General features: G+C 64.3%; 30 protein-coding genes. 7 read left to right on the forward strand and 23 right to left on the reverse strand.

The features are described 5' to 3' along the window. Nucleotides 1-8 precede the first annotated feature (8 nt). The 4 genes from RFN30_RS15370 to RFN30_RS15385 form a co-directional block, all read right to left on the reverse strand. Nucleotides 9-833 carry a carbohydrate ABC transporter permease gene (locus RFN30_RS15370; RefSeq protein WP_320262939.1) on the reverse strand — a complete coding sequence of 275 codons (825 nt, stop codon included), beginning with the start codon at nt 831-833 and terminating at the stop codon, nt 9-11. Between the two features lie 11 nt (nt 834-844). Next, nucleotides 845-1,717 carry a carbohydrate ABC transporter permease gene (locus RFN30_RS15375; RefSeq protein WP_320262940.1) on the reverse strand — a complete coding sequence of 291 codons (873 nt, stop codon included), beginning with the start codon at nt 1,715-1,717 and terminating at the stop codon, nt 845-847. A gap of 140 nt (nt 1,718-1,857) precedes the next feature. Continuing rightward, a complete protein-coding gene (locus tag RFN30_RS15380) occupies nt 1,858-3,168 on the reverse strand; it encodes an ABC transporter substrate-binding protein (RefSeq protein ID WP_320262941.1) in 1,311 nt (436 codons plus the stop codon). A 169-nt stretch (nt 3,169-3,337) separates the two neighbouring features. Continuing rightward, nucleotides 3,338-4,246, reverse strand: coding sequence for a LysR substrate-binding domain-containing protein (locus RFN30_RS15385; RefSeq protein WP_320262942.1), 909 nt, complete (start codon nt 4,244-4,246; stop codon nt 3,338-3,340). A gap of 110 nt (nt 4,247-4,356) precedes the next feature. On the opposite strand from RFN30_RS15385, the gene RFN30_RS15390 reads away from it, so the two are divergent. Next, nucleotides 4,357-4,542, forward strand: coding sequence for a hypothetical protein (locus RFN30_RS15390; RefSeq protein WP_320262943.1), 186 nt, complete (start codon nt 4,357-4,359; stop codon nt 4,540-4,542). Between the two features lie 63 nt (nt 4,543-4,605). Here RFN30_RS15390 and RFN30_RS15395 read toward each other — a convergent pair whose 3' ends face one another. Beyond that, on the reverse strand, nt 4,606-5,565 hold the full coding sequence (locus tag RFN30_RS15395; protein ID WP_320262944.1) for a sugar-binding transcriptional regulator: 960 nt from the start codon (nt 5,563-5,565) through the stop codon (nt 4,606-4,608). A 203-nt stretch (nt 5,566-5,768) separates the two neighbouring features. On the opposite strand from RFN30_RS15395, the gene RFN30_RS15400 reads away from it, so the two are divergent. Then, nucleotides 5,769-6,401, forward strand: coding sequence for an HAD family hydrolase (locus RFN30_RS15400; RefSeq protein ID WP_320262945.1), 633 nt, complete (start codon nt 5,769-5,771; stop codon nt 6,399-6,401). Nucleotides 6,402-6,404: 3 nt separating this feature from the next. Here the strand turns inward: RFN30_RS15400 and RFN30_RS15405 are convergent, their stop codons facing one another. The 9 genes from RFN30_RS15405 to ureC form a co-directional block, all read right to left on the reverse strand. Then, the gene (locus tag RFN30_RS15405; RefSeq protein WP_320262947.1) at nt 6,405-7,172 is read right to left on the reverse strand and encodes a class II aldolase and adducin N-terminal domain-containing protein; all 768 of its coding nucleotides are present in this window, start codon (nt 7,170-7,172) and stop codon (nt 6,405-6,407) included. Between the two features lie 145 nt (nt 7,173-7,317). Beyond that, nucleotides 7,318-7,950: an urease accessory protein UreG gene (gene ureG, locus RFN30_RS15410; RefSeq protein WP_320262948.1), complete on the reverse strand. Its 633-nt coding sequence runs from the start codon at nt 7,948-7,950 to the stop codon at nt 7,318-7,320. Further along, the gene (locus RFN30_RS15415; protein ID WP_320262949.1) at nt 7,947-8,387 is read right to left on the reverse strand and encodes a DUF3995 domain-containing protein; all 441 of its coding nucleotides are present in this window, start codon (nt 8,385-8,387) and stop codon (nt 7,947-7,949) included. The genes ureG and RFN30_RS15415 overlap by 4 nt, the downstream gene beginning before the upstream one ends. Further along, entirely contained in the window at nt 8,384-9,088 is a 705-nt protein-coding gene (locus tag RFN30_RS15420) for an urease accessory protein UreF (RefSeq protein ID WP_430699046.1), read from the reverse strand. The genes RFN30_RS15415 and RFN30_RS15420 overlap by 4 nt, the downstream gene beginning before the upstream one ends. Further along, on the reverse strand, nt 9,042-9,614 hold the full coding sequence (locus tag RFN30_RS15425; RefSeq protein WP_320262950.1) for an urease accessory protein UreE: 573 nt from the start codon (nt 9,612-9,614) through the stop codon (nt 9,042-9,044). Before RFN30_RS15425 ends, RFN30_RS15420 begins: the two co-directional genes overlap by 47 nt. After that, a complete protein-coding gene (locus RFN30_RS15430) occupies nt 9,611-10,216 on the reverse strand; it encodes a glutathione S-transferase family protein (protein ID WP_320262951.1) in 606 nt (201 codons plus the stop codon). The genes RFN30_RS15425 and RFN30_RS15430 overlap by 4 nt, the downstream gene beginning before the upstream one ends. Nucleotides 10,217-10,274: 58 nt before the next feature. Then, on the reverse strand, nt 10,275-10,868 hold the full coding sequence (locus RFN30_RS15435; RefSeq protein WP_320262952.1) for a hypothetical protein: 594 nt from the start codon (nt 10,866-10,868) through the stop codon (nt 10,275-10,277). Between the two features lie 73 nt (nt 10,869-10,941). Continuing rightward, nucleotides 10,942-11,334: a hypothetical protein gene (locus RFN30_RS15440; RefSeq protein ID WP_320262953.1), complete on the reverse strand. Its 393-nt coding sequence runs from the start codon at nt 11,332-11,334 to the stop codon at nt 10,942-10,944. Next, the gene (ureC, locus tag RFN30_RS15445; protein WP_430699047.1) at nt 11,331-13,043 is read right to left on the reverse strand and encodes an urease subunit alpha; all 1,713 of its coding nucleotides are present in this window, start codon (nt 13,041-13,043) and stop codon (nt 11,331-11,333) included. Before ureC ends, RFN30_RS15440 begins: the two co-directional genes overlap by 4 nt. A 167-nt stretch (nt 13,044-13,210) precedes the next feature. Here ureC and RFN30_RS15450 point away from each other — a divergent pair, with 167 nt between their 5' ends. Then, a complete protein-coding gene (locus RFN30_RS15450) occupies nt 13,211-13,582 on the forward strand; it encodes a hypothetical protein (protein WP_320262954.1) in 372 nt (123 codons plus the stop codon). A 171-nt stretch (nt 13,583-13,753) separates the two neighbouring features. Beyond that, entirely contained in the window at nt 13,754-14,239 is a 486-nt protein-coding gene (locus tag RFN30_RS15455) for a hypothetical protein (RefSeq protein WP_430694659.1), read from the forward strand. A 34-nt stretch (nt 14,240-14,273) separates the two neighbouring features. On the opposite strand, the gene RFN30_RS15460 is transcribed toward RFN30_RS15455, so the two are convergent. From RFN30_RS15460 to RFN30_RS15480, 5 genes are read right to left on the reverse strand one after another with little or no spacing between them, the layout of a single operon-like run. After that, nucleotides 14,274-14,579, reverse strand: coding sequence for an urease subunit beta (locus tag RFN30_RS15460; protein WP_095799089.1), 306 nt, complete (start codon nt 14,577-14,579; stop codon nt 14,274-14,276). Nucleotides 14,580-14,586: 7 nt separating this feature from the next. Continuing rightward, nucleotides 14,587-15,180, reverse strand: a complete 594-nt coding sequence (locus RFN30_RS15465; protein WP_320262955.1) for a HupE/UreJ family protein — start codon at nt 15,178-15,180, stop codon at nt 14,587-14,589. Between the two features lie 29 nt (nt 15,181-15,209). Beyond that, the gene (locus RFN30_RS15470) at nt 15,210-15,464 is read right to left on the reverse strand and encodes a DUF1272 domain-containing protein (protein WP_320262956.1); all 255 of its coding nucleotides are present in this window, start codon (nt 15,462-15,464) and stop codon (nt 15,210-15,212) included. Between the two features lie 10 nt (nt 15,465-15,474). Continuing rightward, a complete protein-coding gene (locus RFN30_RS15475; protein ID WP_059188709.1) occupies nt 15,475-15,777 on the reverse strand; it encodes an urease subunit gamma in 303 nt (100 codons plus the stop codon). 37 nt (nt 15,778-15,814) lie between these two features. Further along, nucleotides 15,815-16,657: an urease accessory protein UreD gene (locus RFN30_RS15480; protein ID WP_320262957.1), complete on the reverse strand. Its 843-nt coding sequence runs from the start codon at nt 16,655-16,657 to the stop codon at nt 15,815-15,817. A gap of 191 nt (nt 16,658-16,848) precedes the next feature. Here RFN30_RS15480 and RFN30_RS15485 point away from each other — a divergent pair, with 191 nt between their 5' ends. From RFN30_RS15485 to RFN30_RS15495, 3 genes are all read left to right on the forward strand, one after another. After that, the gene (locus RFN30_RS15485; protein WP_126086459.1) at nt 16,849-17,103 is read left to right on the forward strand and encodes an acyl carrier protein; all 255 of its coding nucleotides are present in this window, start codon (nt 16,849-16,851) and stop codon (nt 17,101-17,103) included. 4 nt (nt 17,104-17,107) lie between these two features. Further along, the gene (locus RFN30_RS15490) at nt 17,108-18,316 is read left to right on the forward strand and encodes a beta-ketoacyl-[acyl-carrier-protein] synthase family protein (RefSeq protein ID WP_320262958.1); all 1,209 of its coding nucleotides are present in this window, start codon (nt 17,108-17,110) and stop codon (nt 18,314-18,316) included. A gap of 178 nt (nt 18,317-18,494) precedes the next feature. Beyond that, nucleotides 18,495-19,199: a glutathione S-transferase family protein gene (locus tag RFN30_RS15495; RefSeq protein ID WP_320262959.1), complete on the forward strand. Its 705-nt coding sequence runs from the start codon at nt 18,495-18,497 to the stop codon at nt 19,197-19,199. Nucleotides 19,200-19,201: 2 nt separating this feature from the next. Here RFN30_RS15495 and RFN30_RS15500 read toward each other — a convergent pair whose 3' ends face one another. The 4 genes from RFN30_RS15500 to RFN30_RS15515 form a co-directional block, all read right to left on the reverse strand. Next, nucleotides 19,202-19,501, reverse strand: coding sequence for a hypothetical protein (locus RFN30_RS15500; protein ID WP_320262960.1), 300 nt, complete (start codon nt 19,499-19,501; stop codon nt 19,202-19,204). A gap of 150 nt (nt 19,502-19,651) precedes the next feature. Then, nucleotides 19,652-20,263, reverse strand: a complete 612-nt coding sequence (locus RFN30_RS15505) for a nucleoside triphosphate hydrolase (protein ID WP_320262961.1) — start codon at nt 20,261-20,263, stop codon at nt 19,652-19,654. 381 nt (nt 20,264-20,644) lie between these two features. Beyond that, nucleotides 20,645-21,751, reverse strand: a complete 1,107-nt coding sequence (locus tag RFN30_RS15510; RefSeq protein WP_320262962.1) for a hypothetical protein — start codon at nt 21,749-21,751, stop codon at nt 20,645-20,647. Nucleotides 21,752-22,002: 251 nt separating this feature from the next. After that, nucleotides 22,003-23,916 carry a methyl-accepting chemotaxis protein gene (locus tag RFN30_RS15515; RefSeq protein ID WP_320262963.1) on the reverse strand — a complete coding sequence of 638 codons (1,914 nt, stop codon included), beginning with the start codon at nt 23,914-23,916 and terminating at the stop codon, nt 22,003-22,005.

Below are 23,916 nucleotides of genomic sequence, written 5' to 3' on the forward strand. Positions count from 1 at the left end.
CGGCGCGGCTACTTCACGGCGCCAAAGGTCAGGCCGCGCACCAGCTGCTTCTGGCTGAACCAGCCCATGATCAGGATCGGCGCGATCGCCAGCGTCGAGGCCGCCGAGAGCTTGGCCCAGAACAGGCCTTGCGGGCTGGAGAAGGAGCTGATGAAGGCCGTCAGCGGCGCGGCGTCGGTGGTGGTCAGACGGATCGTCCAGAACGCCTCGTTCCAGGCCAGGATGATGTTCAAGAGCATGGTCGAGGCAATGCCGGGAACCGCCATCGGCGTCAGTACATAGATGATCTCGTTCCACAGCGAGGCGCCGTCCATGCGCGCCGCTTCGAGGATCTCGCCAGGGATCTCGCGGAAATAGGTGTAGAGCATCCAGACCACGATCGGCAGGTTGATCAGCATCAGCATGACGGTGAGGCCGATGCGGCTGTCGAGCAGGCCGGAGTCGCGGAAAATCAGATAGATCGGAAACAGCACGGCGACTGCCGGCATCATCTTGGTGGAAAGCATCCACATCAGGATGTCCTTGGTCCGCTTGGTCGGCGAGAAGGCCATCGACCATGCCGCCGGGATGGCGATCAGGAGCGCGAGAATGGTGGAGCCGACCGACAGGATCACCGAATTCAGGAAGAACTTGAAGTAGCCGCTCTGCGCCTGCACTTCCGAGTAGCTCTCCGTGGTGCCCGAGGGGATCAGGGCAAAGCCCTGGATCGCCTCCTGCTCCGACTTGAAGGAGGTGATGATCGTGTAAAGGATCGGAAAGAAGATCAGCAGGGCGACGATCCAGGCCGCGGCCGTGGCGATCGTCTTGTGCTGGGTGGTGACTGCGCGTGCCATTCTATCCTCCCTTACTTGTCCAGGTTCTTGCCGACGGCGCGCATGACGAAGAAGGCGACGATGTTGGCGAGAATGACAGCGATGATGCCGCCGGCGGACGCCTGGCCGATTTTGAATTCCAAAAGCGCCTTCTGGTAGACGAGGAAGGGCAAGTTGGTGGAGGCGTAGCCCGGACCGCCATTGGTGGTGACCAGGATCTCGGCATAGATCGAGAGCAGGAAGATCGTCTGGATCAGAATGACGACGGTAATGGCGCGCGACATGTGCGGCAGCGTCAGGTACCAGAAGCGGCTGAGAAAGCCGGCGCCGTCCATTTCGGCCGCCTCCTTCTGCTCAGTGTCAAGCGATTGCAGTGACGTGAGCAGGATCAGCGTGGCGAAGGGCAGCCATTGCCAGGCGACGATGAGGATGACCGCCGTCAGCGGGTGCTGCCCGAACCAGTCGATGGGGTTGGCGCCGAAGAAGCGGGCAATATCGGCGAAGACGCCGTATTGCGGGTGCATGATCATGTTCTTCCAGACAAGTGCCGCAACCGGCGGCATGACGAAGAAGGGCGAGATGACGAGGATGCGCACGATCCCCTGACCCCAGATCGGCTGGTCGAGCAGCATGGCCAAGAGGATGCCGCCGATCACTGTGATGACCAGCACGCTGACGACGATGGCGAGCGTGTTGAGGATCGACTGCAGGAAGGCCGGGTTGGAGTAGAACAGCGCGTAGTTGGAGAAGCCGACGAAACCGTCGCGGATCGGGTTCAGCGGATTGTACTGCTGGAACGAGAACCACAGGGTGAAGGCCAGCGGCACGATCATCCAGATGAACAGCAGGATCACCGATGGCGCCATCATGAAACGGGCAAGCGAACGAGTTTGCTGAGTAGCCATGACGGTCACCCTCCAAATGTCAGCCGGAGTCTAGAGTCGTGCCACAATTTTCCTGATTGTGAAGGTGGCCGCCCGAACTGGGTTTCGGGCGGCCAATGCCGGTCATGATGCGCTACCGGCGGTCGGCACCGGGAGGAGCCTTACTTGATGTAGCCGCCTTCCGTCATCGCCGCGGTGGCGGCGTCCTGGGCCTGCTTCAGCGCGTCGTCGACGCTCGACTGGCCGGCAAGAGCGGCGGAGAAGAGCTGGCCGACGGTGGTGCCGAGGCCCTGGAATTCAGGAATGGCCACGAACTGCACGCCGACATAGGGCACCGGCTTGACGGTCGGATGCGTCGGGTCGGCGGCGTTGATGGAGTCCAGCGTCATCTTCGCGAAAGGCGCCGCCTTCTGGTACTCCGGGTTGGCGTAGAGCGAGGAACGCGTGCCCGGAGGAACATTGGCCCAGCCCTCCTTCGATGCGACCAGCTCGGCATAGTGCTTGCTGGTTGCCCATGACACGAACTTCTCGGCGGCGTCCGCCTTCTTGGTGCCGGCGGGGACGGCGAGCGACCAGGCCCACAGCCAATTGCCGCGCTTGCCGAGGCCGGTGTCCGGCGCCAGCGCATAACCTACCTTGTCGGCGACCTTCGAGGCCTTCGGATCGGAGACGAAGGAAGCGGCGACGGTGGCGTCGATCCACATGCCGCACTTGCCCTGCTGGAACAGCGCCAGGTTCTCGTTGAAGCCGTTGGACGAAGCGCCCTCGGGGCCGTCGGCCTTCATCAGGTCGACATAGAACTGCAGCGTGTTCTTCCATTCCGGCTGGTCGAACTGCGGCTTCCAGTTTTCGTCGAACCAGCGGGCGCCGAAGGAGTTCGACATGGCGGTGAGGAAGGCCATGTTCTCGCCCCAGCCGGCCTTGCCGCGCAGGCACACGCCGTTCACGCCATTGGCGCGGTCGGTCATCTTGTCGGCGGCCTGCTTGATGAAGTCCCAGGTCGGCGCGTCGGGCATCTTGAGGCCGGCCTTCTCCATCAGATCCTTGCGGTACATGACGAAGGAGCTTTCGCCGTAGAAGGGCGCGGCATAGAGCTTGCCGTCGACCGAGAGGCCGCCGGCGATGGCCGGGATGATGTCCTTGACATCGTATTCGTCGCCGAGCTTGTCGAGCGGCAGGAGCCAGCTCTGCTTGGCCCAGATCGGAACCTCGTAGGTGCCGATGGTCATGACGTCGTACTGGCCGCCCTTGGTGGCGATGTCGGTGGTGACGCGCTCGCGCAGCACGTTCTCTTCAAGCGTGACCCAGTTGAGCTGGATGTCGGGGTTAGCCTTGGTGAAGTCGTCCGTCAGCTTCTGCATGCGGACCATGTCGCCATTGTTGACGGTGGCGATGGTGATGGATTCGGCATGCGCGGCGAACGCAAGGGCGCTGGCCGACAACAAGCCCAGGGTGAGCGTGCGAAGTTTCATCAATTCCTCCCTAAAACCAAGATGAGCATTTGCCTTGGCTATGGGCAATTACTCACCAAGTGTGAATTATGTCAAGCGGAATCGATGCTGCAGCGCAGCGCAAATCGACGCCGCGCCCGGTGGGGCAACGCGGCGAATGTCAGGCTCGGAGGTTGGTTGTCGCGCCCGGTTACTGGCAGGCGATCTCGGCGAGGATCCAGTCGCGAAAGGCACGGATCTTCGGCACGTTGCGCCGGGCGGTGGGATAGACCAGCCAATAGGCATGGCCGTCATCGCCGACCAGATCGAAGGGCTGGATCAGCCTGCCGTCGGCGAGCTCGTTCTTGAACAGCGCCCTGGTCAAGATCGCCACGCCGTGGCCGGCCATCGCGGCATTCGCCTCATAGGCCTGCGCGCCCATGCTGGTGCCGGGGCGGTTGGCGAGGTCGTGCCCGGCGACGCCGGCGGCCTCGAACCATTGCGTCCACCAGACATCGCCGGGATCGAGGATCGGCAAGCGCAAAAGGTCCGCCGGCTCCTTGACGCCGCCGATGCTCGCCGCAAGCTTGGGGCTCAGCATCGGCGTAAAATCGGCGTCGAGCAGTTTGTGTGCCTCCAGGCCCGGCCATTTGCCGCCGCCCGAGCGGATGGCGAGATCGACATCCTCGCGCGCGAAATCGGTCAGGCGGCTCGACGTATCGAGCCGCACGGCAAGTGCGGGATGGGCAAGCTGGAACGAACCCAGATGCTGCGCCAGCCAATTCGAGGCAAAGGTCAGCACGGTGGTGACGCAAAGCAGGCCGTCGGCGCCGCCACGCGCCGCGGCATAGGCCTGACCCAGGATGGCAAAAGCCTCGCTGACGGCGGGCGCCAGGCGCCGGCCGGGCTCGGTCAGTTCGATCTGCTTGGGACGGCGCAGGAACAGCGGCGCGCCGATGCGCTCCTCGAGCAGCTTGATCTGGTAGCTCGCGGCGGCCTGGGTCATGCCGAGTTCCTGTGCTGCCCTGGTGAAGGAGAGATGCCGGGCCACGGCCTCGAACACCCGTATCGCCTGCAGCGGCGGCAGCGGCGCGAGCTGCGGGGGGCTCAGATCGGGCATAAAACCTCCTTATGGGTCATGATCGAGGTTTAATTGGAAGGGCGAAGCCGCCAACCCGATATTTGGGGTCGACGATCAATCCAGTTCAAGCATGGCGAAGGCTGACGATCATGACCACGATGCAGGAAAAAGTCGTTTCGACCCCGGCACGCAGTTGGATTTCGCTGCTGGCGCGGGAATTTTCATGGTTCGCCAGCCGCAAGCGCGGTTATGTCGATATCCGGGAATTGTCGCCGCATCTACAGCGGGACATGGGTTTCCTCGACGGCAACGATCCGCGCGAGCGCTACGAATAGCCGGCTCTCTTTTTATCAGCGAGCGCTGATCATGGCGGATGGGCCTTCCGGGCCTGCCTCCGGTCACGCGCCGCCGAGCAGTGCCGCGGCCGTCCACTCATCGGTGATGAGGCCGTTGACCAGCCGCCGGTTCACGGCGGCGAGGATGCCGGGCAGCTTGCGCTCGCCCATGGCTAAAGCGATGACCAGCGATTTCTCGCGCGACGGCAAGGCGGCCGACGACACGCGGTCGTTGGTGATGCCTTCGATCATGCGGCCCTCGCGGTCGAACACCCAGCCGACGATCTCGGCGATGCCGCCGGCCTTCTGCAGCGCCTTGAGCTCTCCTTCCGAAATGAAGCCGTCCTCGTAGAGCGGCGCCTTGGGGCCAAGATCGCCGATGCCGACGAAGGTGACGTCGGCTTCCGCGGCAAGCGCCAGCGTCGGCTGGATCATCGGCTGGCTGAGCAGCATGTCGCGCTCTTCCGGCGAGGAGGCGATGACCGGCAGCGGCATCGGGAAGGAGCGCGCCTTGACCCGGTCGGCCATGGTGAAGATGACGTTGTAGAAGGCGGCCGAACCGTCGGGCGAGATGTTGCCGGTCAGCGACACGACCTTGTGCTGCGGGCACTCCATCGGCGGCAGTTGTTCGATCGCCGCCTTCAGCGTGCGCCCGGTGCCGATCGCCATGACGATGGGGGTCGCCGAACGCAGCCGCCGCTCGATCTCGGCCGCGGCGGCCTCGGCGATGCCGATCGTCGTCGAGGACGAGGTCGGGTCGCTCGGCACCACTTCGACCAGATCGAGCGCGAAGCGCGACTTCAGCCGCGCGGCAAGGTCGAGGCAATTGGCGATCGGATGATCGACGCGGACCTTGATGAGGCCCTCCGACATCGCCAGCGACACGAGCCGCTGCGCCGTCTGCCTGGAAATGCCGAGCTTGGCGGCGATCTGGTCCTGCGTGTTGCCGGCAACGTAATAGAGCCAGCCGGCGCGCGCGGCGTCGTCCAATCTGGTGTTGCCGGTTTCCTGTCGCGAGTTCACATCCTGCCTCCCCAGCCCGCACATTGGCGGGCGCTCTAGATTACAGCGAAAGCGGCTATGCGCAATTGTCAATTGAAAGAGCAATTGCTTACTGCGAGCAACGGTCACGGGCGAACCAATCGGCCCTTGCTTCAGCCATTTGCCGGCGGGACGGTTTATCTCGGAAGGGAAAGGCATTATGGGATCGGCGAAAGGAGCCTTGCATGACGCCGAAAGCGGTTTTCTGGGACATGGACGGAACGCTGGTCGACAGCGAGCCGCTGCACGAGGCCGCACTTGTGGCCGCTTTGCGCAGCGTCGGCATCGCGCCGCCTACCGATCTGCACGAACGGGTGCTCGGCGTCGCGGCATGGCCGGTCTATGAGATGCTGCGCGACCAGTTCGGCCTCGACCTGCCCTTCGACGACTGGATCGTGCGCAAATACGACCACTATTTGCCGATGGCCGAGACGCTGAGGCCGCGCCCCGGCGCGATCGAGGTGTTCAACGAATTGCGCGCGCTGGGGGTCGAGCAGGCGGTGGTCTCCAATTCCGACCGGCTGATCGTCGATGCCAATCTCGGCGCGGTCGGTCTCGTCTATCCCGGCATGCACACGGTGAGCCGCAACGACGTGCGCCAGGGCAAGCCGCATGCGGAGCCATTCCTGCGCGCCGCCTATCTCGCCGGCGTCGATCCGGCCGATGCGGTGGCGGTCGACGACAGCCACACCGGCGCCATGGCCGGGCTGGCTGCGGGCATGAAGACGATTTTCTGGCCGGAGGCGCCGATGGAGGGACCGCCCGGCGCGATCGTGATCAACAGCGCCGCGGAATTGCGGAAAGAGTTGGGGCTTTAGTTATCAGTTCCTATAAACCGGCTCTTCCTCGTCGAGGATCGCCTTCAGCTCGGCAAGATGGCGCTCGGCCTGGCCGGGATAGTCGTCCATCTCGCGCGCCGTCTTTTCCGCTATTTCGTCGGAGAGCGTGCGCAGCGGGCGGCCGGTCCACAGCGCCTTGATGTAGGTCTCGGCGGCACGCTCGAAATAGAACATGCGGTTGAAGGCGTCGGCGACATTGTCGCCGATGACCATCACGCCGTGATTGCCCATGACCATCACCTTGACCTTGGGATCGACGAGCAGCTTGGAGCAGCGCTCGCCCTCTTCCTCGAAGGCCAGCCCGCCATAGTGCGCGTCGACGACGTGGCGGTTGAAGAACATGGCCGAGTTCTGGTCGATCGGCGGCAACGTCGAGTCCGCCAGCGAGGCAAGAACCGTCGCGTGGATCGAATGCACATGCATGGCGCAGCGCGCATGCGGCACGTTGCGGTGGATGGCGCCGTGCAGGCCCCAGGCCGTCGGATCGGGCGCGTTGGGGCCGGAGAGCGTGTCGGGATCGTTGGCGTCGATCAGAAGCAGGTCGCTCGCCTTGATGCGCGAGAAATGCACCTGGTTGGGGTTCATCAGAAATTTCGTGCCGTCCTCGTTGACTGACAGCGAGAAATGGTTGGCGACCGCCTCATGCATGTTGAGCCGCGCTGTCCAGCGGAAGGCGGCGGCGAGATCGACCCGCTCCTCGTAATGGGGCAGGTTGCTCAGCGGTTCCTTGTGCAGACGGGCAAGGCTCATCGAAAATCCTCCGGTTTCTAGCGGTCCAGCTTCTGCGCAATTCCGGACGGAAAACCGCTACGCACTTTTCCTGGAATTGCTCCAGAGCATGCCGCGCATGGCGGCGACCAGCAACCGTAAACTGATGGGTCAGCCGACCGGCGGATCAGGCAGCGGGCCGTGCCGATTGCAGCCCGCCCTGCTCGACGATGAAGTCGATCACCTCCCGCAGGCCCTTGCCGCGCGACAGATCGGTGAAGCCGAAGGGCCGCTTGCCGCGCATGCGGGCGGCATCCGCTTCCATGACGTCGAGATTGACGTTCACATAGGGCGCGAGATCGCTCTTGTTGATGATCAGGAAATCGGAGCGGGTGATGGCAGGGCCGCCTTTCCTCGGGATCTCCTCCCCCTGGCAGACCGAGATGACATAGAGCGTGAGATCGGCGAGATCGGGCGAGAAGGTGGCGGCAAGATTGTCGCCGCCGGATTCGATGAAGATCAAGTCGAGGTCGGGGAATTTCTTGTTCAACTCGGCGATCGCCCGCAGATTGATCGAGGCGTCCTCGCGGATCGCCGTGTGCGGGCAGCCGCCGGTCTCGACGCCGACGATGCGCTCCTCCGGCAGCGCCTGCAGGCGGGCCAGCATCATGGCGTCTTCCTTGGTGTAGATGTCGTTGGTGACGACGGCGATCGAGAAGTCGTCGCGCAACGCCTTGCAGAGCTTTTCGGTGAGTGTCGTCTTGCCGGAACCGACGGGACCGCCGATGCCGATGCGAAGAGGGCCGTTAGGCTGGGTCATGTCGAGAACTCCGAGATTGCAAGGACTGCAAAGCCCAGCCCGATCAACAGGCAGAGCGGCGAATAGAGGCGCTGGTCGAGCCGCGCGAAAGGCTGCTCCGGGGTCAGCCGGCGCCACCAGGGCGTGAAGCCGGCTATGCCACGGCCGAGGAAGACGAGGCCGATCAGCAACGCGGTGGCGGCGAGCCCTTCTTTCGGGAAAGGCGAAGCAAAGACGCCTTCGAGCGCCAGCGGCCACAGCGTGGCGAGCGCCAGGCACGCAGCGACGGCAAAGCTCGCAAAAGCCGAGGGCATTTCATCGACGCCGCGAAAACCGACGACAGCGCGGGCGCAGGATTTTGCATCGGTTCCGGGCCAGACGCCGCCTATGCCCCAATAGACGTGCAGCGTGGTGATCAGGAGCAGGACGAAGGAGAGGAGGAAGGCAAGGATGATCATGATCGGAACAGACGCGAATATTGGGTTTCGTGCTTCATCGCGACGATGTCGGAAATGAAGCTCGCGCCGCCGAGATCGTCGAGCGAGGAGTTCGCGGCGCGAGCGGCCGTCGCCAATGCTAAAGATTCGAAGCCGGCTAACAAAGCCGTGGCGTCGACCTGCCCCACCACACCGAGCCGGATCGCGGCCTGCACGAGGTTGGAGAAGAAGGCCTGCATGAAGGCGGACAGCGCCTCCGCCAGGCCGATGCCGTGGCTGCCGGCAATCGCGCCGACGGCGACGCAATAGGGGCAATCGGCAGGCAAGCGCTCCAGCGCGGGACACGGCCAGGCGGACGCCGCCTTGAGGAAAGCCGCGCCCTGCAGCATGGTTTCCATATGCCGCTCCCGCGCGCCAGCGAGAGCCTCGGCAAGCTCCGCAACCTCGCTAAGATCGCCGCCGTCACGCGCGCGACGCCAGCTCTCGGCGAACAGCACCGCATCGTTCCAGCCAGAGCCCATCTCGACCAGGGTCTCCAGCCAGTCGGCGAGATCCTGGCGATCGGCGATCAGCCCGTCCTGCACGGCGCGTTCGAGGCCATGGCTGTAGGAGAAGCCACCGACCGGAAAGGACGGCGACAGCCAGGCCATCAGGCGCAGCAGCGCTATGCCGGGCTCAGTCATGGTGATGGTGATGACCGTGATGGTGGTCATGATGTTCATGCGAGTGATCATGATCGTGATGGCCGTGATGATCATGTGCGTGGCTGTGGTCGTGCCCATGGCCGGAATAGGCGCCGCGCACCGGACTGAACGGCTCCAGCACCTCGCTGACCGTGGCGCCCAGCCCTTCCAGCATCGCCTTGATGACATGGTCGCGCAGGATGAGGATGCGGTCTGACTCGATCGCCGCCGCGAGGTGGCGGTTGCCGATATGCCAGGCAAGCTCGGTGAGATGCACGGCATCGCGGGCGCGGATGTCATAGACCTCTTCCGGTGCCGCGACGATTTCGAGCTGCCGGCCATCTTCCAGCACCAGCCGGTCGCCATTATTCAACGCAACCGGCTCGGGCAGGTCGACCAGAACCTTGCCGCCAGCCGCCGTCTCGATGGCACGGCGGCGCAGGTGCCGCTCGTCATGGGCCAGCACCGCCCTGGCGTAGGGCGCGGTCGCTCCGGCCTCGCCGGCTTGGAGCACCGAGACGGCGCGCGGGAATTTGGTGAAATCGGTGTTGATGTTGAGCTTCATTTCATGGCTCCGCCATTGGCTTGGGCCCGCGCGCGGGCGGGTCGCGACAGCACGCGATCGAAATAGGCGTTGACCCGCGCGGAGTCGATCGGGAAGCGGCCGGCACGCGCCCAGCCGCCTATGTCGCCGAGCAGGACATCGATAGCCGAGAACCGTTCCCCCAGCGCAAACGCCCTGTCGCCCAGCCGGCGGTCCAGCGCCTTCACCTCCGAAGCGAAATCATGGGCCGTGGCCGGCCCGACATCGACCCGCACCTCCTTCGGCAGCAGGAAGCGGTGGCGCAGCTTGTTCCATAGTGGCGCTTCGAGCTCGCTCTGGGCGAAATGCATCCAGGAATCCATCTCGGCGCGGCCGGCGAGGCCGGGATTGGCGCCCATGCCCTTATCGGCGTGCTTGTCCGCCAGATAGACGCAGATCGCTGCCGAATCCGTGATTTTCAGCTCGCCGTCGATCAGGATCGGCACCTTGCCCGAAGGGTTGAGCGCATAGGCTTCCGGCGAGCGCAGCTTGACCTCGACGAACTCATAGGGCTGCCCGAGCTCCTCGAGCATCCAGAGCACACGGCTGACCCGGGAGCCTCGCGATCCGACGGCCTTGTACATGGTTGAACCCTGCCTTTTGCTGGACCCTAGACCATCCAAGCGATCAGCCCAATGGTGGTCAAACGATGGTGTCGAAGAGCCGCAGGATAAATGATATCTGGTAGATCAGCGCGGCCGCGACGAAGGCGATGTGGAAGCGCCGGTCGCGCACCAGGATCGCCGCCAGGCAAAGCGCCACGAACACCGGCGTGCGGATCAGATATTCGTTGCCGAAGCGTGCGAAATGCTCCGGGCCCTTGAGCAGCGTGTCGATGACGTCGAGCAGGTAGGTGGCGCCAAGCAGGCCGAAGAACCAGGCGCGCCGCGAATAAAAATAGTCCTCGTAGCTGGTGTAATCGAGCATCGAATCCGGAAACAGCAGCGCGCAGAGCAGGAAGAGCGTGATGGCGTAGAAGATGATGAAAAGATACTTGCCGAAGGTCCAGTTCTCGATGGCGTAGAGCCCGAACTCCCACCACCAGAAATGCACCAGCATCAGAAGCACCGAGCCGACCCAGGCGAGATGCACGGGGTAGAGCTTGTACTGGCCGGGATGCTGGACGATGCGGGCGGTTCCCGAAAGCAGCCGGGTGACGCCGAGGCCGATCACCATGCCCATGACGATGCGGATATGCGGAAAAATGTCGTGGGGAGAGGCGATTTCGGTGGCCATGCCTGTTCACAATGCCGCTTGTCATGAGCCGCATATTGCGGTGTCCCATTAAGAGCCGCAACGGACTTTGTTACTAGCAGCAGCCCGAGTCAGAAAAGGTCAGGTCAGCGATCTTGCCCTTTTCATCCACGCAATAGTTGGCAGCCATGATGTAAATGCAACCCTCGGCGCGTCGAAGCCACATGGTGCGCGCCTCGCATTGACCTCCAGCTTTGGATGGACGCAGAACTGGTGGATTGCTCGCCAACCTATAAGCCGATTTGCCGGCAAACCATGCTTCAAAAGCTGCCGCGCTTGAACCTGTCGGAAACTTGCGCTCTGCTTCCAATTTCAAAGTTGCATATTCGGCACGGAAGACCACCGGCTCTTTCAGATATCCGCAACCGCCCAGACAGCCAAGGACAACCAGGGCTACCATAAAGGATTTGCGGGTTTGGCGATTGCCAAGAAACGCTGATCTTTTCAAAATAGAAAATACCTCTGCGCCATCGGCAGCACGGTCGCCGGTTCGCAGGTCAAAAGCTCGCCGTCGGCGCGGACCTCGTAGGTCTCGGGATCGACCTCGACATGCGGCGTGGCGTCGTTCAGCACCATCGAATGCTTGCCGATGCCGCCGCGGGTGTTTTCGACCGCGACCATCGCCTTGTCGACGCCGAGCCTGCCCTGCAGGCCGGCGTCGAAGGCTGCCTTCGAGACGAAGGTCACCGAAGAGTTGGTCAGCGCCTTACCATAGGCGCCGAACATCGGCCGGTAGTGCATCGGCTGCGGCGTCGGGATCGAGGCGTTGGGATCGCCCATGGGTGCTGCGGCAATCGTGCCGCCGACCAGCACCATCTCCGGCTTGACGCCGAAGAAGGCCGGGTTCCACAGCACGAGATCGGCGCGCTTTCCCACCGTCACCGAGCCGATCTCCTTCGACAGGCCATGCGCGATCGCCGGATTGATCGTGTATTTGGCGATGTAGCGGCGGACGCGGAAATTATCGTTGTCGCCGGTTTCCTGCGGCAACGCACCGCGCTGGCGCTTCATCTTGTCGGCGGTCTGCCAGCAGCGGATCGCCACCTCGCCGACCCGGCCCATGGCCTGACTGTCGGAGGAGATGATCGAGAAGGCGCCGATGTCGTGCAGGATGTCCTCGGCCGCGATCGTCTCCTTGCGGATGCGGCTCTCGGCAAAGGCGATGTCCTCGGGGATCGACGGCGACAGGTGATGGCAGACCATCAGCATGTCGAGATGCTCGGCCAAGGTGTTGACCGTATAAGGCCGGGTCGGGTTGGTCGAGGACGGGATGACGTTGGGCAGGCCGCAGACCTTGATAATATCGGGCGCATGGCCGCCGCCGGCGCCCTCGGTGTGGAAGGCGTGCATCGTGCGACCCTTGATCGCCGCGACCGTGTTCTCGACGAAGCCTGACTCGTTCAGCGTGTCGGTGTGGATCATCACCTGTACGTCGTAATCGTCGGCGACCGACAGGCAGCAATCGATCGCGGCCGGCGTCGTGCCCCAGTCCTCATGCAGCTTCAGCGAGCAGGCGCCGGCGAGCACCATCTCCTCCAGCGCCGCCGGCCGCGAGGCATTGCCCTTGCCCGACAGGCCGATATTCATCGGGAAGGCGTCGAAAGACTGGATCATGCGCGCCATGTGCCAGGGGCCGGGCGTGCAGGTGGTGGCCAAAGTGCCATGCGCCGGGCCGGTGCCGCCGCCGAGCATGGTGGTGACGCCGCTCATCAGCGCTTCCTCGATCTGCTGCGGGCAGATGAAATGGATATGCGCGTCGAAACCGCCTGCGGTCAGGATCTTGCCTTCGCCGGCAATGATTTCCGTCCCTGGACCGATGATGATGGTGACGCCACCTTGCGTGTCCGGATTGCCGGCTTTGCCTATTGCCGCGATGCGGCCGTCCTTCAGGCCGATATCGGCCTTGACGATCCCGGCAATCGCATCGACCACCAGCGCGTTGGTGATCACAGTATCGACCGCGCCCTGCGCCCTCGCGACCTGGCTCTGGCCCATGCCATCGCGAATGACCTTGCCGCCGCCGAACTTCACTTCCTCGCCATGGACGGTGAAATCCTTCTCGACCTCGATGAAGAGCTCGGTGTCGGCCAGCCGCACCTTGTCGCCGACCGTCGGGCCATACATCTGGGCATAGGCGGCACGGGTGATTCTGGCCATCAGCGATTGCTCCCGCAAATGAGATTGTTTGTGTGGGGGGCGCACATTGTCGCCATCCAATGGTCACGCAATGACCCGCTCGGCGACACCTTCCGATCCCATTTGGCGGGTGAGGTGGCCGAGTCAGCCCAAAACGAACGTTTGCCAAACCGATGGAAGGAATATCCATGCGCAAAGCGATATTTTTCGCCGCGACCGCCGCCTTGATGATGGCGGGCGCTGCGAGCGCCCAGCAGCAGCCCGCGCCTCAGCCAAGCCCGGCGCCGGCCGCGCCTGCTCCCGCTACCCCCAAGCCGCCGACGATCGAGAGCGTCAACATCGTCGACATCACCGAACTGCCGAAGGACACGCAAACGCAGGTCAACCAGATCGTGGCGCAACGCGGCGACGCCGGCCTGCAGACATTGCGCAAATCGATCGACGCGACGCCGAAGGTGAAATCCGCTCTCGAAGCCAAGGGCATAACCTCGGCGCAGGTGATCGCGGCCAGCCTGCAGCCCAATGGCGCGCTGACGCTGATCACCAAGAAGGCCAGCTGACCCCGAGCAATTCCACCGGGGATTGCGTAAAAACAGGGTCCTCGAAAAGCCTCGCAACAAGCGCTGGCGGGCCGGGTGCAGGCCCGTCGGCAGTATCGCCAAGGGAACCTCCCGCCGACGAGACTCGTTTCGCCTTTTTCGCCCCGCCACAAGTTCAATCAGGAGCGAGCGATGGCGAGCGCCCCGTGCCTCGGAACAGGATTTCCCACCCTTGTGGCGGCCATGCTTCTCATGGCCGTCGCCCCGGCGCTGCCTGCGCAGCCGCTGAACAGCACCAAGCCGGGCGCGGCGATCGTCGATTCCGACATCCGGCAGGAGGAGGCGCTGTCGAAGACGGAAGCCGGCAAAGTCATCACCGCAATAGACCGCACGCGCGAAAATATCGGCACGGTGCGCAAGACGACCAGGCTCGACACCGTCGACATCGTGTTCCTGACGGATGCCGCGCGCAGCGAGGGCGGCCCGCCGCCTGCGATCGAGAACAAGGTGAAGCAGCATCAGGACGACGTCGCCGAACTGCGCCAGGAGATCGAGGCTAACGCGCTGCTCTTCAATGCCATCGATTCGCGACGCGTGCTCGCCGAGGACGTGCTCGCCGTCGAGTTCGACAATCCGGGCAAGATCGTCATCTACGCGGCCGCCAAGCCCCCGAAGTGATTTGAGCGCCCAAGACCTCACAGCTTGCCGGACCTCACAGCTTGCCCATCACCTTCTGCTGAAATCCATAGACCTCGCGCTTGCCGCCGAGCGGCACCAGCGTGACATCGCGCTCCTGGCCCGGCTCGAAGCGCATGGCCGTGCCGGCGGCGATGTCGAGCCGCATCCCGCGGGCGCGTTCGCGGTCGAATTTCAGTCCTTCGTTGGTCTCGAAGAAATGATAGTGGCTGCCGACCTGGATCGGGCGGTCGCCGCTGTTGGCGACCTTGAGCGTCACCGTCGGCAGACCCTTGTTCAGCTCGATGTCGCCCTTTGCCGTGATGACTTCGCCCGGGATCATCGCCGCCTCACAGCATGCCGAAGACAAGGCCGGCACCGACCGCCGCGCAGGCGGCGCCGGCAACACGCGCCAGGGCGCGGAAGCGGAGCCCGAGGCCGAGCGCGGCCGCGATGCCGACGGCATGAAGAAGCACCGTCGCGACAGCGAAACCCGCCATATAGTCGAAGCCGCCGGCATTTTCCGGCACTTCGGTGCCGTGCGCGTGGCCGTGAAACAGGGCGAACAGGCCGATGATGGCCACTCCCGCCGAGACCGGCAGGTCGACCGCCAGCGCCACCAGCAAGCCGAGCGCCACGACCGAAGCGAGGATACCCGGCTCGACGAAGGGCACCGGCACATGCAGCATACCGAGCACGCCGCCGACCAGCATCACGCCGACAAAGGCGAGCGGCCATGCCCACACCGCCCGGCCACCCTTCATCGCCGCCCACAGACCGACCGCGATCATCACCGCCATATGGTCGAGGCCGGACAGCGGATGCGCGAAACCGGCGGCGAAGGAAGAAGTCGTGCCGATGCCGACATGGGCGTAGGCCGGCATGGCGGCTACAAAGAGCAGAATGGCGGCAAGCGCGGTGCGTTTCGTCGAAGCGGAAATCATGGGCGGGTCTTTCCTTCTGAAAATTGCCGTCAGGCGGCCTTGCGGGGACCGCAGCCCTCGGCCTTGAGCACACGTTTGGTCGACGCCGGATATTTCTTCAGCATTGCCGCGGGCCGGATCGGCCGCGGCGCGAAATTGCCGCCGCAGTTCGGGCAGACACCGCCAAGCACGCCCTCCGCGCAGTCGACGCAAAAAGTGCATTCGAAGGTGCAAATCATCGCATTTGTCGCCTCAGGCGGCAGGTCCTTGTCGCAGCATTCGCAATTGGGCCTGAGTTCCAGCATCGGTCTCTTCTCACCGGATCGGTTCGTGCACGGTCACCAGCTTGGTGCCGTCGGGAAACGTCGCCTCGACCTGGACGTCGTGGATCATCTCGGCAATGCCGTCCATGACCTGGGCGCGGGTGACGACATGGGCGCCGGCCTCCATCAGCTCGGCCACCGAACGGCCGTCGCGCGCGCCCTCGACGACGAAGTCGGTAATCAGCGCGATCGCCTCGGGGTGGTTGAGCTTGACGCCGCGTTCCAGCCGTTTGCGCGCCACGATCGCCGCCATGGCGATGAGCAGCTTGTCCTTTTCACGCGGCGTCAGATTCATGCGTCTTCCCGGTATTCAAGATCAACGTATTCGATGGTCAGAGTGACCATAATTTGGGCAGGCCCGCCTGCCCGTTGAGCAATTCGACGAGCGGGACCAGCCGCTTGCGGAGCTGGTAGCCGTCGCCGGCGGTGAGCCTCGCAAGAAGCTTGCCAGATTGGCCGACGCTCCAGAAACTGGCGCCGCCCCAGCCACCGATGATGGAGTCCTCGATGATCGCACGCGCCGGCTCCAGCAGGGTTTCCGCACGCGGGGAGACGAGAAGCATCGTTGCGATTGCGCTTGAGCCGCCGGCCACGGCCCGGCGCTGGAGGCCGGTGGCGATATCCGGCCCGATGCGAAAATCCTCGGCATGGATGAGCTTGCCGTCCTGCCAGACCCGCCAGCGGTCATGGAAATTGCCCAGCACCGCCTGTTCGCCCATCGCCAGCCGGCCGAACAACGTCGCCTCCAACAGCAGCGCTTCGGCGCTGCCCGCAAGCGTCACATCGAGCGTCCTTGCAAAGGCCGCCCGGTCGAAAACGATCGTTTCCTGCGGCAGCCAGGCAATCCGGCCGCCGGCGCCGACATTCAGGCTGACGGTCGTCTCGGCGCGATCGGAGGCGGCACGATAGATTTTTTCGCAGGCCTGGGTGGTGATGGAGGCAGAGGCGCCCTCGCCGACCTCGATCGACCAGCCAAGCCGGTCGCCACCGGTCAATCCGCCGGCCGTGTTGATAAGCACCGCCTCGAGCGGATCGCCTTGCACCGCCGGCATGCGAATCTTGGCCGATCCGTCCTGGTAGAGACGTTGAAGGCGGGTCCGGCCGCCGCTTTTGCCGCAGAAAAGCCTGCCTCGCCCGGCAACACGTTGCGCGGCAGGCGGAATATCGTCGATCATGTCCACGGCGCCAACGTTAAGCACTCCGGCGGCTTTGTCGATATATAGCTTGTTGCTTGACATCGTTTCGGTTTCTATAGAGGGAGCCACCTTGGAGCGGTCACGCGATGCCTGGCGAGGTAGGGGCGACGACGTCAGTGACTCCAGGGACGAAGGGGCTGGCGTCGGAAAACGACAGGGGAAGGAACTGAATGGCTGACCAGCTGACGACCGAAATCATCGAAAAGATCAAAGCCCATGCCGAGCCCGGCGGCGAGGAAATCACCGCCAGCACCGATCTCAACACGCTGGGGATCCATTCGCTGGAACTGACCGAGATCATCTTCGATCTCGAGGAGAAGTATGGCATCGAGATCGAGATGAACACGGTCGACGCCTGGAGCAACCTCAAGAACGTCGGCGACATGGTCGAGGCGGTTCGCGAACTGATCGCGAAAAAAGCCTGACTGCATGCTCAAGCGCGTCGTCATCACCGGCATTGGCGGAATATGCGGGCTCGGCAACGATGTGCCGGCGATGTGGGACGCCATGCGCTCAGGCCGCTCGGCGATCGGCCCGATCGACAATCCTTCGCTGCATGACCTGAAGGTCAAGGTCGGCAGCGAAATCAAAGAGTTGCCCGATCACGGCATCGACCGCAAGCAAGTGGTGTCGATGGACCGTTTCAGCCTGCTGGCGGTGATCGCGGCGCGGGAGGCGATGCGGCAGTCCGGGCTCACCGCACATGCCGACAACACCTACCGGATGGGCGCCGTCGTCGGCATCGGCGTCGCCGGTTTCGAAACGATCGAGGAAAATTACCGCGCGATCCTGATCGAGGGCCGCAACCGCGCCGCGATCTTCACGGTGCCGAAAGTGATGCCGGGTGCGGCCGCCGGCCAGGTCAGCATGAATCTCGGCCTGCGCGGCCCGGTGTTCGGCGTCACCTCGGCCTGCTCGTCGGCCAACCACGCCATCGCCTCGGCCGTCGACCAGATCCGGCTCGGCCGTGCCGATGTCATGGTCGCCGGCGGCACCGAAGCGCCGCTGGTTTGGGGGGTGCTCAAGGGCTGGGAGGCGCTGAGGGTGCTTTCGCCCGACACCTGCAGGCCGTTCTCGGCCGACCGCCAGGGCCTGTCGCTGGGTGAAGGCGCCGGCATGGCGGTGCTGGAAAGCTATGACCACGCCGTGGCGCGCGGCGCCACCATCCTGGCCGAGATCGCCGGCGCGGGGCTGTCGGCCGACGCCTCCGACATCGTCGCGCCGACAGTCGAGGGACCGGAAGCGGCGATGCGCTTCTGCCTGGTGGATGCCGGGCTCAATCCCGAGGATGTCGACTACCTCAACGCGCACGGCACCGGCACCAAAGCCAACGACCAGATCGAGACCGCGGCGATCAAGCGCGTCTTCGGCGGGCATGCCGGCGCGTTGTCGGTTTCCTCGACCAAGTCGATGCATGCGCATTGCCTCGGCGCATCGGGCGGGCTGGAGATGATCGCCTGCGTCATGGCGATCCGCGACGGCATCGTGCCGCCGACCGCCAATTTCCGCGAGCCGGACCCCGAATGCGATCTCGACGTGACGCCGAACGTGGCGCGCGAGCGTAAGGTGCGTGTGGCGCTCAGCAACAGCTTTGCCTTCGGCGGCACCAATGCGGTGCTGGCTTTCAAGGCGATCTGATACGGGCAATCCGACACCGGCGCTCGCCATTCGCCGAGCGCGCTTGCGGATTGCTTTTGGTTGACTGTCCGTGCACGGCAGGCCGATTGCCGGCATATTGATCCCGAAGGGCCGGGCTCCTAATTCTTGCCCACCCGCCACGCGCGCCGCTCGGCGCCAATCCGCATCCGGAGCCCCGATGACCGACCTGTCCGCCTTTCCGATCGCCAAGCGCTGGCCGGCCAAGCACCCGGACCGGCTGCAGCTCTATTCATGGCCGACGCCCAACGGCGTGAAAATCTCGATCGCGCTGGAGGAGATCGGCCTGCCTTACGAGCCGCATCCGGTCGACATCGGCAAGAACGAGAGCTGGACGCCGGAATTCCTCTCGCTCAACCCGAACGGCAAGATACCTGCGATCATCGACCCGAACGGGCCCGACGGAAAACCGATCGGGCTGTTCGAGTCCGGCGCCATCCTGCTCTATCTGAGCGACAAGACCGGCAAGCTGATCCCGGCCGATCCGATCCGGCGCTATGAAACCATCCAATGGGTGTTCTTCCAGATGGCCGCGATCGGCCCGATCTTCGGCCAGGTCGGCTTCTTCAACAAATTCGCCGGGCGCGAGATCGCCGACAAGCGGCCGCTGGAACGCTATCGCGACGAGTCGCGGCGCCTCATCGGTGTTTTGGAAACGCGGCTCAAGGGCCGGCGATGGATCATGGACGACGAGTTCACCATCGCCGATGTCGCGACGCTGGGCTGGGTGCGCAACCTGATCGGCTTCTACGAGGCGCGCGACCTCGTCGGCTTCGACGATTTCCCTGATGTCGGGGCATGGCTGGAGCGGGGCCTTGCACGGCCGGCCGTGCAAAGGGGCCTGACCATTCCGGCAAGAAGCTAAACCTATTTCGCCTTGGCGCCGCCGCGGCCGAGCACGGAAGCGGCAAGCCGCGCGGTGGCCACCACCGCGCCGGTCGCCACACTTGCTACGGTGCGGATCGGACCTGACTTCGCCGCCGGCTTATGTGGCTTCGCGGCCTTTGCAGCGACTTTGTGCGATGCGCCGGGCACGACTTTCTTGGGCGCCGCCTTGCCGAAGGTCGGCTTGGCGTCCTTGGAGCGGTCGGCGGTCGTCGATTGCGTCGTTCTGGATTGACTGGCCCTGCTTTTAGCGGGCGCGGGTTTTCTGGTCTTTGTTGCCATGGGACGGTTCCCTGTTATTCGCACAATTCCGGACGGAAAACCGCTTCACACTTTTCCTGGAATTGCTTCGGCGCCGGACAATTAGGGGTACCGGCATAACGACTCGTAAGTCTTAAGGTTCCCGCCCAAAAATATTGAAAATTGAGCAGGTTAACCAATCACCAGATCGGCCTCGCGGCGGCGCGCCAGCACGCGCTCGATGTTGGGCATGTCGTTGGAGGCGATCCAGGCGCGGGCGTCCTCGTCGGACTTGCCATGGCTGCGCCAGCGCTCCATCAGGCGGCGCTCAAGCTCGTTGCGCGGCACGTCGACGAAGATGGTGAAATCGAACAGCGGCGCCAGCCGCGACCAGGGCTCCTCGTCGAGGAGCAGATAGTTGCCTTCGACCAGGATGAACTTGATGTCGGCGGGAATGATCTCGGCGGCGGCGCGCGACAGTTCGATGCTGCGGTCGAAGACCGGAATGGCGATATCGGGCTCGCCGGAGCGGATGCGCTTCAAAAGCGTCTCGAAGCCGGCGAAGTCGAAGGTTTCGGGCGCGCCTTTGCGCGCGCGCAGGCCGCGCCGGTTGAGCACGATGTCGTCAAAGTGGAAGCCGTCCATCGGCACCACTTCCGACGTGCCTTCGGGCAGCAATTCATGCAGCCTGCCCGATATGGTCGACTTGCCGGCTCCCGGCGGGCCGGCAATGGCAACGACGAAACGCTTGGCCTTGCCGGCGCGCTTGAAGATGGCGGCAGTGATATGGGCCAGGTCAGACATCAGCGCCTCTTCGCTAGCGACTCCGGGCCGCATCTTGGCGGCTGTCGGCGGAAATTTCAAACATAGACGGCGAGCTAGCAGTCGCATGCCGCCGCTGCGGTGCAGAAATCCGAAATGCTGGCGGGACAGCACCCCCTTCTGTCCTGCCGGACATCTCCCCCGCAAGGGGGGAGATCGGGCGTCACTGCCGCTTTCGTAAAACGCCTACGTTGGTGGAAGAGCGCCGCCGACGAAGCTGCCAATCTCCACCCTTGCGGGGGAGATGTCCGGCAGGACAGAGGGGGGTGTGAAGGAACGCGGCGTCACAGTAACTTTCTTAGTCGCCCCTTCATCCCTGGAGCTTCGCTCCCGCTTCGCCCTGGAATGACGAAATCGCGGGCCTCACGCGAGGACAGGCCGATCGATCCGCAGGAAGTCGCCGTCGAACGGTACCTCCCGCGCCGCCCCGCCGGCGCCAAGGACACGCAATCGGTCAGGCGCTGATTCTAGGCCGCTTGGCGGCTCGGCGTCGGCGAACGGAACCGCGCCGATGACATGGCGGAAGGAGACGCTGCGCCCTTCGGCGAGCGCGAAGGCCGTCGCCACGCCTTCATGCTTCAACCAGTTGTCGCCGAGCGAGGCAGCGTGGCCGACCGCGGCGCGGCCGTCCTCGATGCCGAGCACGCCGATGTGACGGCCGCTCCAGGGCGCGTAATCGCGCCCGCCATTGCTGAACCACAGCATGGTGACCGGCAATTCGGCCGGGTTCTTGAGCACCAGCACCAGATCCCGCTCGGCGCGCCGCGCAAGCGCCGTCCAGCCCGGACCGTCATGATCGGCCTCGACCAGCGTGATGAAATCCTCGCGCCGGTCTTCCATGCGGTAGTCGGTGAGATCGGTGGTGCCGCCGGCCGCGACCGGGAAATGGGTCGGATCGTTGGCGCGGGCGGGATAGGCCAGGCGAAACCGGCCGCGCGCCGGATCGGGCTCCAACGGGGCCGCCGGTGTGACCGCCAGGCGCTTCGGCGAGAAGGCAAGCCTGCCGCCGTCCCGCATCGCCGTCATCGGATGATGGGCGACGGAGATGGCGCCGGAGCCGCCGGAAAAAATGTGCTCCTGGTAGAGGAAGGGATGGCCGTCGCGGAGGGTAAAAATCTTGTCGACGGAAGCGCCCATGACCTTGCGGCGCAGCCGGAAGACGGCGCGCCAGCCGCCGGCAATGGCGGCGTTTTCGACGACATCCCATTCGCTGTTGGCCGTCCAGCCATGCAGGGGTGCTGCCTCGACATCGCTGGCGGAGAAGGGCGCGCAGAGGAAATCGCCGGATAGGCGCACCGTGCCCTCGGGCAGGTTTTCCGGCAGCGTCTCCCGCGGCGAGCCGACCCAGGGCGCGCGGTGCAGCGGCTTCAGGACGCGGCCGTCGGCCTCGACCTCCATGGCGGCGATGTGGCCGACGGCGAGATCGAGCGAAACGGAAATGCCTTTTGCCTTGATGGTGGCTGTGTCCATGGCTTCACCTCGTCCGAATCTTCTTGAGCGCGCCAGCAAAGCCTGACCGGTGCCGTTCGCGCAAGCGGAGCCCTAGGCAATTTGCATCAGCTCCCCACCCTCCCCCTTGTGGGGAGGGTCGGCGAGCGATCGGAGCAAAGCGGAGATCGCTCGCCGGGGTGGGGGTCCAACCAAAAAAGAGTCCTTTCGACCCCCACTCCGATCCGCTACGCGGATCGACCCTCCCCACAAGGGGGAGGGTGGGAGGAGCCCTACTGCCTCTTATACTCCCTGACCGGCGACTTCGTGCCGTCGGTATAAGTCACCTGTACCGCCATCGATTTCACGTCGTCCTTGACCTTGAAATAGGGTTGGTAGTCGGCGGGGATGGCGTAGGGATCCTTGGCGTCGCAGGGCGGCATCTTGATCTCCTTGTCGAGCGCGGTGCCGTTGAGGCTGTAATGCACCGCCTTGATGGCGCAGCGGAAGGAGAGCATCTGGGTGAAATAGACCAGGCCGTGATTGCCGCTGGCGTCGAAGGCGATCCATGACGTCCAGAACTGGTCGAGGATCTGCTTGTTGCCTTGCTGAAGCGCTGAATCCGGGTCGAAGCGGATGTCGAACGGGCCCGTCTCGCGGCCCCGGATGTCGAGATATTTTATGGCGATGTTGGTGGCTGCGGTGCTGTCCGGCAGCTCGAAGCTCGGGTTGGGCATCGGCTTGCCGGTGCGCTGGTCGTTCATCGCCATCAGGCCGGTGTCGGTGAAGGGGCCAGAGTCGCCAAGCCGCCAGGAGATCGCCGTCGCCGGCTCGGGCAGCGAGATCGTCATCGACCAGCCGGCATTGGAGCGCGTCGGCGTCAGCGTCGGCACGAAGCGGGACGGGTCGAGCACGTCGCCGAGCGCTGCCAGCCTGGTGCGGCTGCGATCGAGCCAGTCGGCCAACTGGGTCTGGTCGACGAAATATTTGAGCAGCCCGCCGTCCGTTTCGTAGGAAACGAATTTGGTCAGCGCCTGGGCTTCGCTGCGCTTGTCGGCGAGCGTCTGGCTGCCCAGCCGATCCTCGGAAAATTCCTGCGCCTCGAGGAAGTAAGCCGGCGCGTAATCGGGATTGGCTGATATGAAGGCGTTGAGCTTGTCGAGCCGCTGGGCGTCGTCGAACTGCAAGAGATGGACGAGCTTGATCGCCGGCGCCTTGGCCTTTTCGGCGAGCGTGCCGAACACTTCGCGGGCGCCGGCCTTGCCGTCCTGGACCCTGAGCAGCGTGGCAAAGCGCGTGTAGGGATCGATGGCGTCGACATCGAAGCCGGCAAAGGCGAGATAGGCGCGCCGGGCGTTGAGCATATCCCCCGCCAGCTCATAGACGCGGGCGTTGTGGTAGAACTCGTCGGGGCGCTTGGGATTGGCGATCGCGCCGCCCTGCGCCGCCAGCTGGGCAAAGCCCTTGGCGATTGTGTCGATCGAGGCGGCGATCTGCTCGGTTGTCGCCTGCAGCTTTTCGGCCTGGGCCTGCCGCTGCTTTTGGCCGGCGGCCAAACTGTCGGTGGTCTGCTTCACCGCCTCGACCGTCTTCTGCGTCTCGGCGCCCTGCGCCGTCTGCTGCTGCTGGGCGGAGGCGATCTGATCGGTCTTCTGCGCCACCGTATCCGTGCTCTGCTTCACCGCTTCCACGGTCTTTTGCGTCTCAGCGCCCTGTGCGGTCTGCTGCTTCTGCGTCTCAGCGATCTGGTCGGTCTTCTGCGCCACCGTGTCGGTGGATTTCTTGACCGCTTCGACGGTCTTTTGCGTCTCGGTGACGGTCTTCTCGATCTTCGCCACCTTTTCCGAAACGATGCCGAGCGACTGCTGCAGCTCGGCCACCGCCGGCACCAGGGCGGCGATGACGCCGTTCTGCGAATTGGTTTCCTGCTGGATGCCGTAGACGCCGCCGGCGATCGCCGCGGCGCTGGTGGCGAAGATCAGCGCCGGCATGGCCTTCGCCGCCAGCACCAGGCGCAGCACCATAGCGACGGCGATGATCGCGGCGGCGACCGCCGCGATGAGCGCGATATAGGCGGCAAAGGGCCCGAGCGGATTGAGCACGTCCGACACCGCGCCACTGAGGAAAGCGACGCTGCCCGCCCATTTGCCTGTGCGGCTGAGCGAAGCCCTGAGCAGCGAGGTCGTACCCGTGGCGATTTCCGACAT

The sequence above is a fragment of the Mesorhizobium dulcispinae genome, from assembly GCF_033977345.1.
Classification (GTDB): domain Bacteria; phylum Pseudomonadota; class Alphaproteobacteria; order Rhizobiales; family Rhizobiaceae; genus Mesorhizobium; species Mesorhizobium dulcispinae.

Excerpts from the sequence above, each read along its gene's own strand:
- RFN30_RS15460 (WP_095799089.1), bottom strand. The coding sequence starts at position 14,579 with ATGATCCCGGGCGAAGTCATCACGGCAAAGGGCGACATCGAGCTGAAC.
- RFN30_RS15415 (WP_320262949.1), bottom strand. The coding sequence starts at position 8,387 with ATGATCATCCTTGCCTTCCTCCTCTCCTTCGTCCTGCTCCTGATCACC.
- RFN30_RS15370 (WP_320262939.1), bottom strand. The coding sequence starts at position 833 with ATGGCACGCGCAGTCACCACCCAGCACAAGACGATCGCCACGGCCGCG.
- RFN30_RS15385 (WP_320262942.1), bottom strand. The coding sequence starts at position 4,246 with ATGCCCGATCTGAGCCCCCCGCAGCTCGCGCCGCTGCCGCCGCTGCAG.
- RFN30_RS15500 (WP_320262960.1), bottom strand. The coding sequence starts at position 19,501 with ATGGCAACAAAGACCAGAAAACCCGCGCCCGCTAAAAGCAGGGCCAGT.
- RFN30_RS15485 (WP_126086459.1), top strand. The coding sequence starts at position 16,849 with ATGGCTGACCAGCTGACGACCGAAATCATCGAAAAGATCAAAGCCCAT.
- RFN30_RS15420 (WP_430699046.1), bottom strand. The coding sequence starts at position 9,088 with ATGAACATCATGACCACCATCACGGTCATCACCATCACCATGACTGAG.
- ureG (WP_320262948.1), bottom strand. The coding sequence starts at position 7,950 with ATGACCCAGCCTAACGGCCCTCTTCGCATCGGCATCGGCGGTCCCGTC.
- RFN30_RS15400 (WP_320262945.1), top strand. The coding sequence starts at position 5,769 with ATGACGCCGAAAGCGGTTTTCTGGGACATGGACGGAACGCTGGTCGAC.
- RFN30_RS15495 (WP_320262959.1), top strand. The coding sequence starts at position 18,495 with ATGACCGACCTGTCCGCCTTTCCGATCGCCAAGCGCTGGCCGGCCAAG.
- ureC (WP_430699047.1), bottom strand. The coding sequence starts at position 13,043 with ATGGCCAGAATCACCCGTGCCGCCTATGCCCAGATGTATGGCCCGACG.
- RFN30_RS15425 (WP_320262950.1), bottom strand. The coding sequence starts at position 9,614 with ATGAAGCTCAACATCAACACCGATTTCACCAAATTCCCGCGCGCCGTC.
- RFN30_RS15505 (WP_320262961.1), bottom strand. The coding sequence starts at position 20,263 with ATGTCTGACCTGGCCCATATCACTGCCGCCATCTTCAAGCGCGCCGGC.
- RFN30_RS15480 (WP_320262957.1), bottom strand. The coding sequence starts at position 16,657 with ATGATCGACGATATTCCGCCTGCCGCGCAACGTGTTGCCGGGCGAGGC.
- RFN30_RS15515 (WP_320262963.1), bottom strand. The coding sequence starts at position 23,916 with ATGTCGGAAATCGCCACGGGTACGACCTCGCTGCTCAGGGCTTCGCTC.
- RFN30_RS15455 (WP_430694659.1), top strand. The coding sequence starts at position 13,754 with ATGGCGAGCGCCCCGTGCCTCGGAACAGGATTTCCCACCCTTGTGGCG.
- RFN30_RS15510 (WP_320262962.1), bottom strand. The coding sequence starts at position 21,751 with ATGGACACAGCCACCATCAAGGCAAAAGGCATTTCCGTTTCGCTCGAT.
- RFN30_RS15375 (WP_320262940.1), bottom strand. The coding sequence starts at position 1,717 with ATGGCTACTCAGCAAACTCGTTCGCTTGCCCGTTTCATGATGGCGCCA.
- RFN30_RS15380 (WP_320262941.1), bottom strand. The coding sequence starts at position 3,168 with ATGAAACTTCGCACGCTCACCCTGGGCTTGTTGTCGGCCAGCGCCCTT.
- RFN30_RS15405 (WP_320262947.1), bottom strand. The coding sequence starts at position 7,172 with ATGAGCCTTGCCCGTCTGCACAAGGAACCGCTGAGCAACCTGCCCCAT.
- RFN30_RS15430 (WP_320262951.1), bottom strand. The coding sequence starts at position 10,216 with ATGTACAAGGCCGTCGGATCGCGAGGCTCCCGGGTCAGCCGTGTGCTC.
- RFN30_RS15450 (WP_320262954.1), top strand. The coding sequence starts at position 13,211 with ATGCGCAAAGCGATATTTTTCGCCGCGACCGCCGCCTTGATGATGGCG.
- RFN30_RS15475 (WP_059188709.1), bottom strand. The coding sequence starts at position 15,777 with ATGAATCTGACGCCGCGTGAAAAGGACAAGCTGCTCATCGCCATGGCG.
- RFN30_RS15435 (WP_320262952.1), bottom strand. The coding sequence starts at position 10,868 with ATGGCCACCGAAATCGCCTCTCCCCACGACATTTTTCCGCATATCCGC.
- RFN30_RS15490 (WP_320262958.1), top strand. The coding sequence starts at position 17,108 with ATGCTCAAGCGCGTCGTCATCACCGGCATTGGCGGAATATGCGGGCTC.
- RFN30_RS15470 (WP_320262956.1), bottom strand. The coding sequence starts at position 15,464 with ATGCTGGAACTCAGGCCCAATTGCGAATGCTGCGACAAGGACCTGCCG.
- RFN30_RS15390 (WP_320262943.1), top strand. The coding sequence starts at position 4,357 with ATGACCACGATGCAGGAAAAAGTCGTTTCGACCCCGGCACGCAGTTGG.
- RFN30_RS15465 (WP_320262955.1), bottom strand. The coding sequence starts at position 15,180 with ATGATTTCCGCTTCGACGAAACGCACCGCGCTTGCCGCCATTCTGCTC.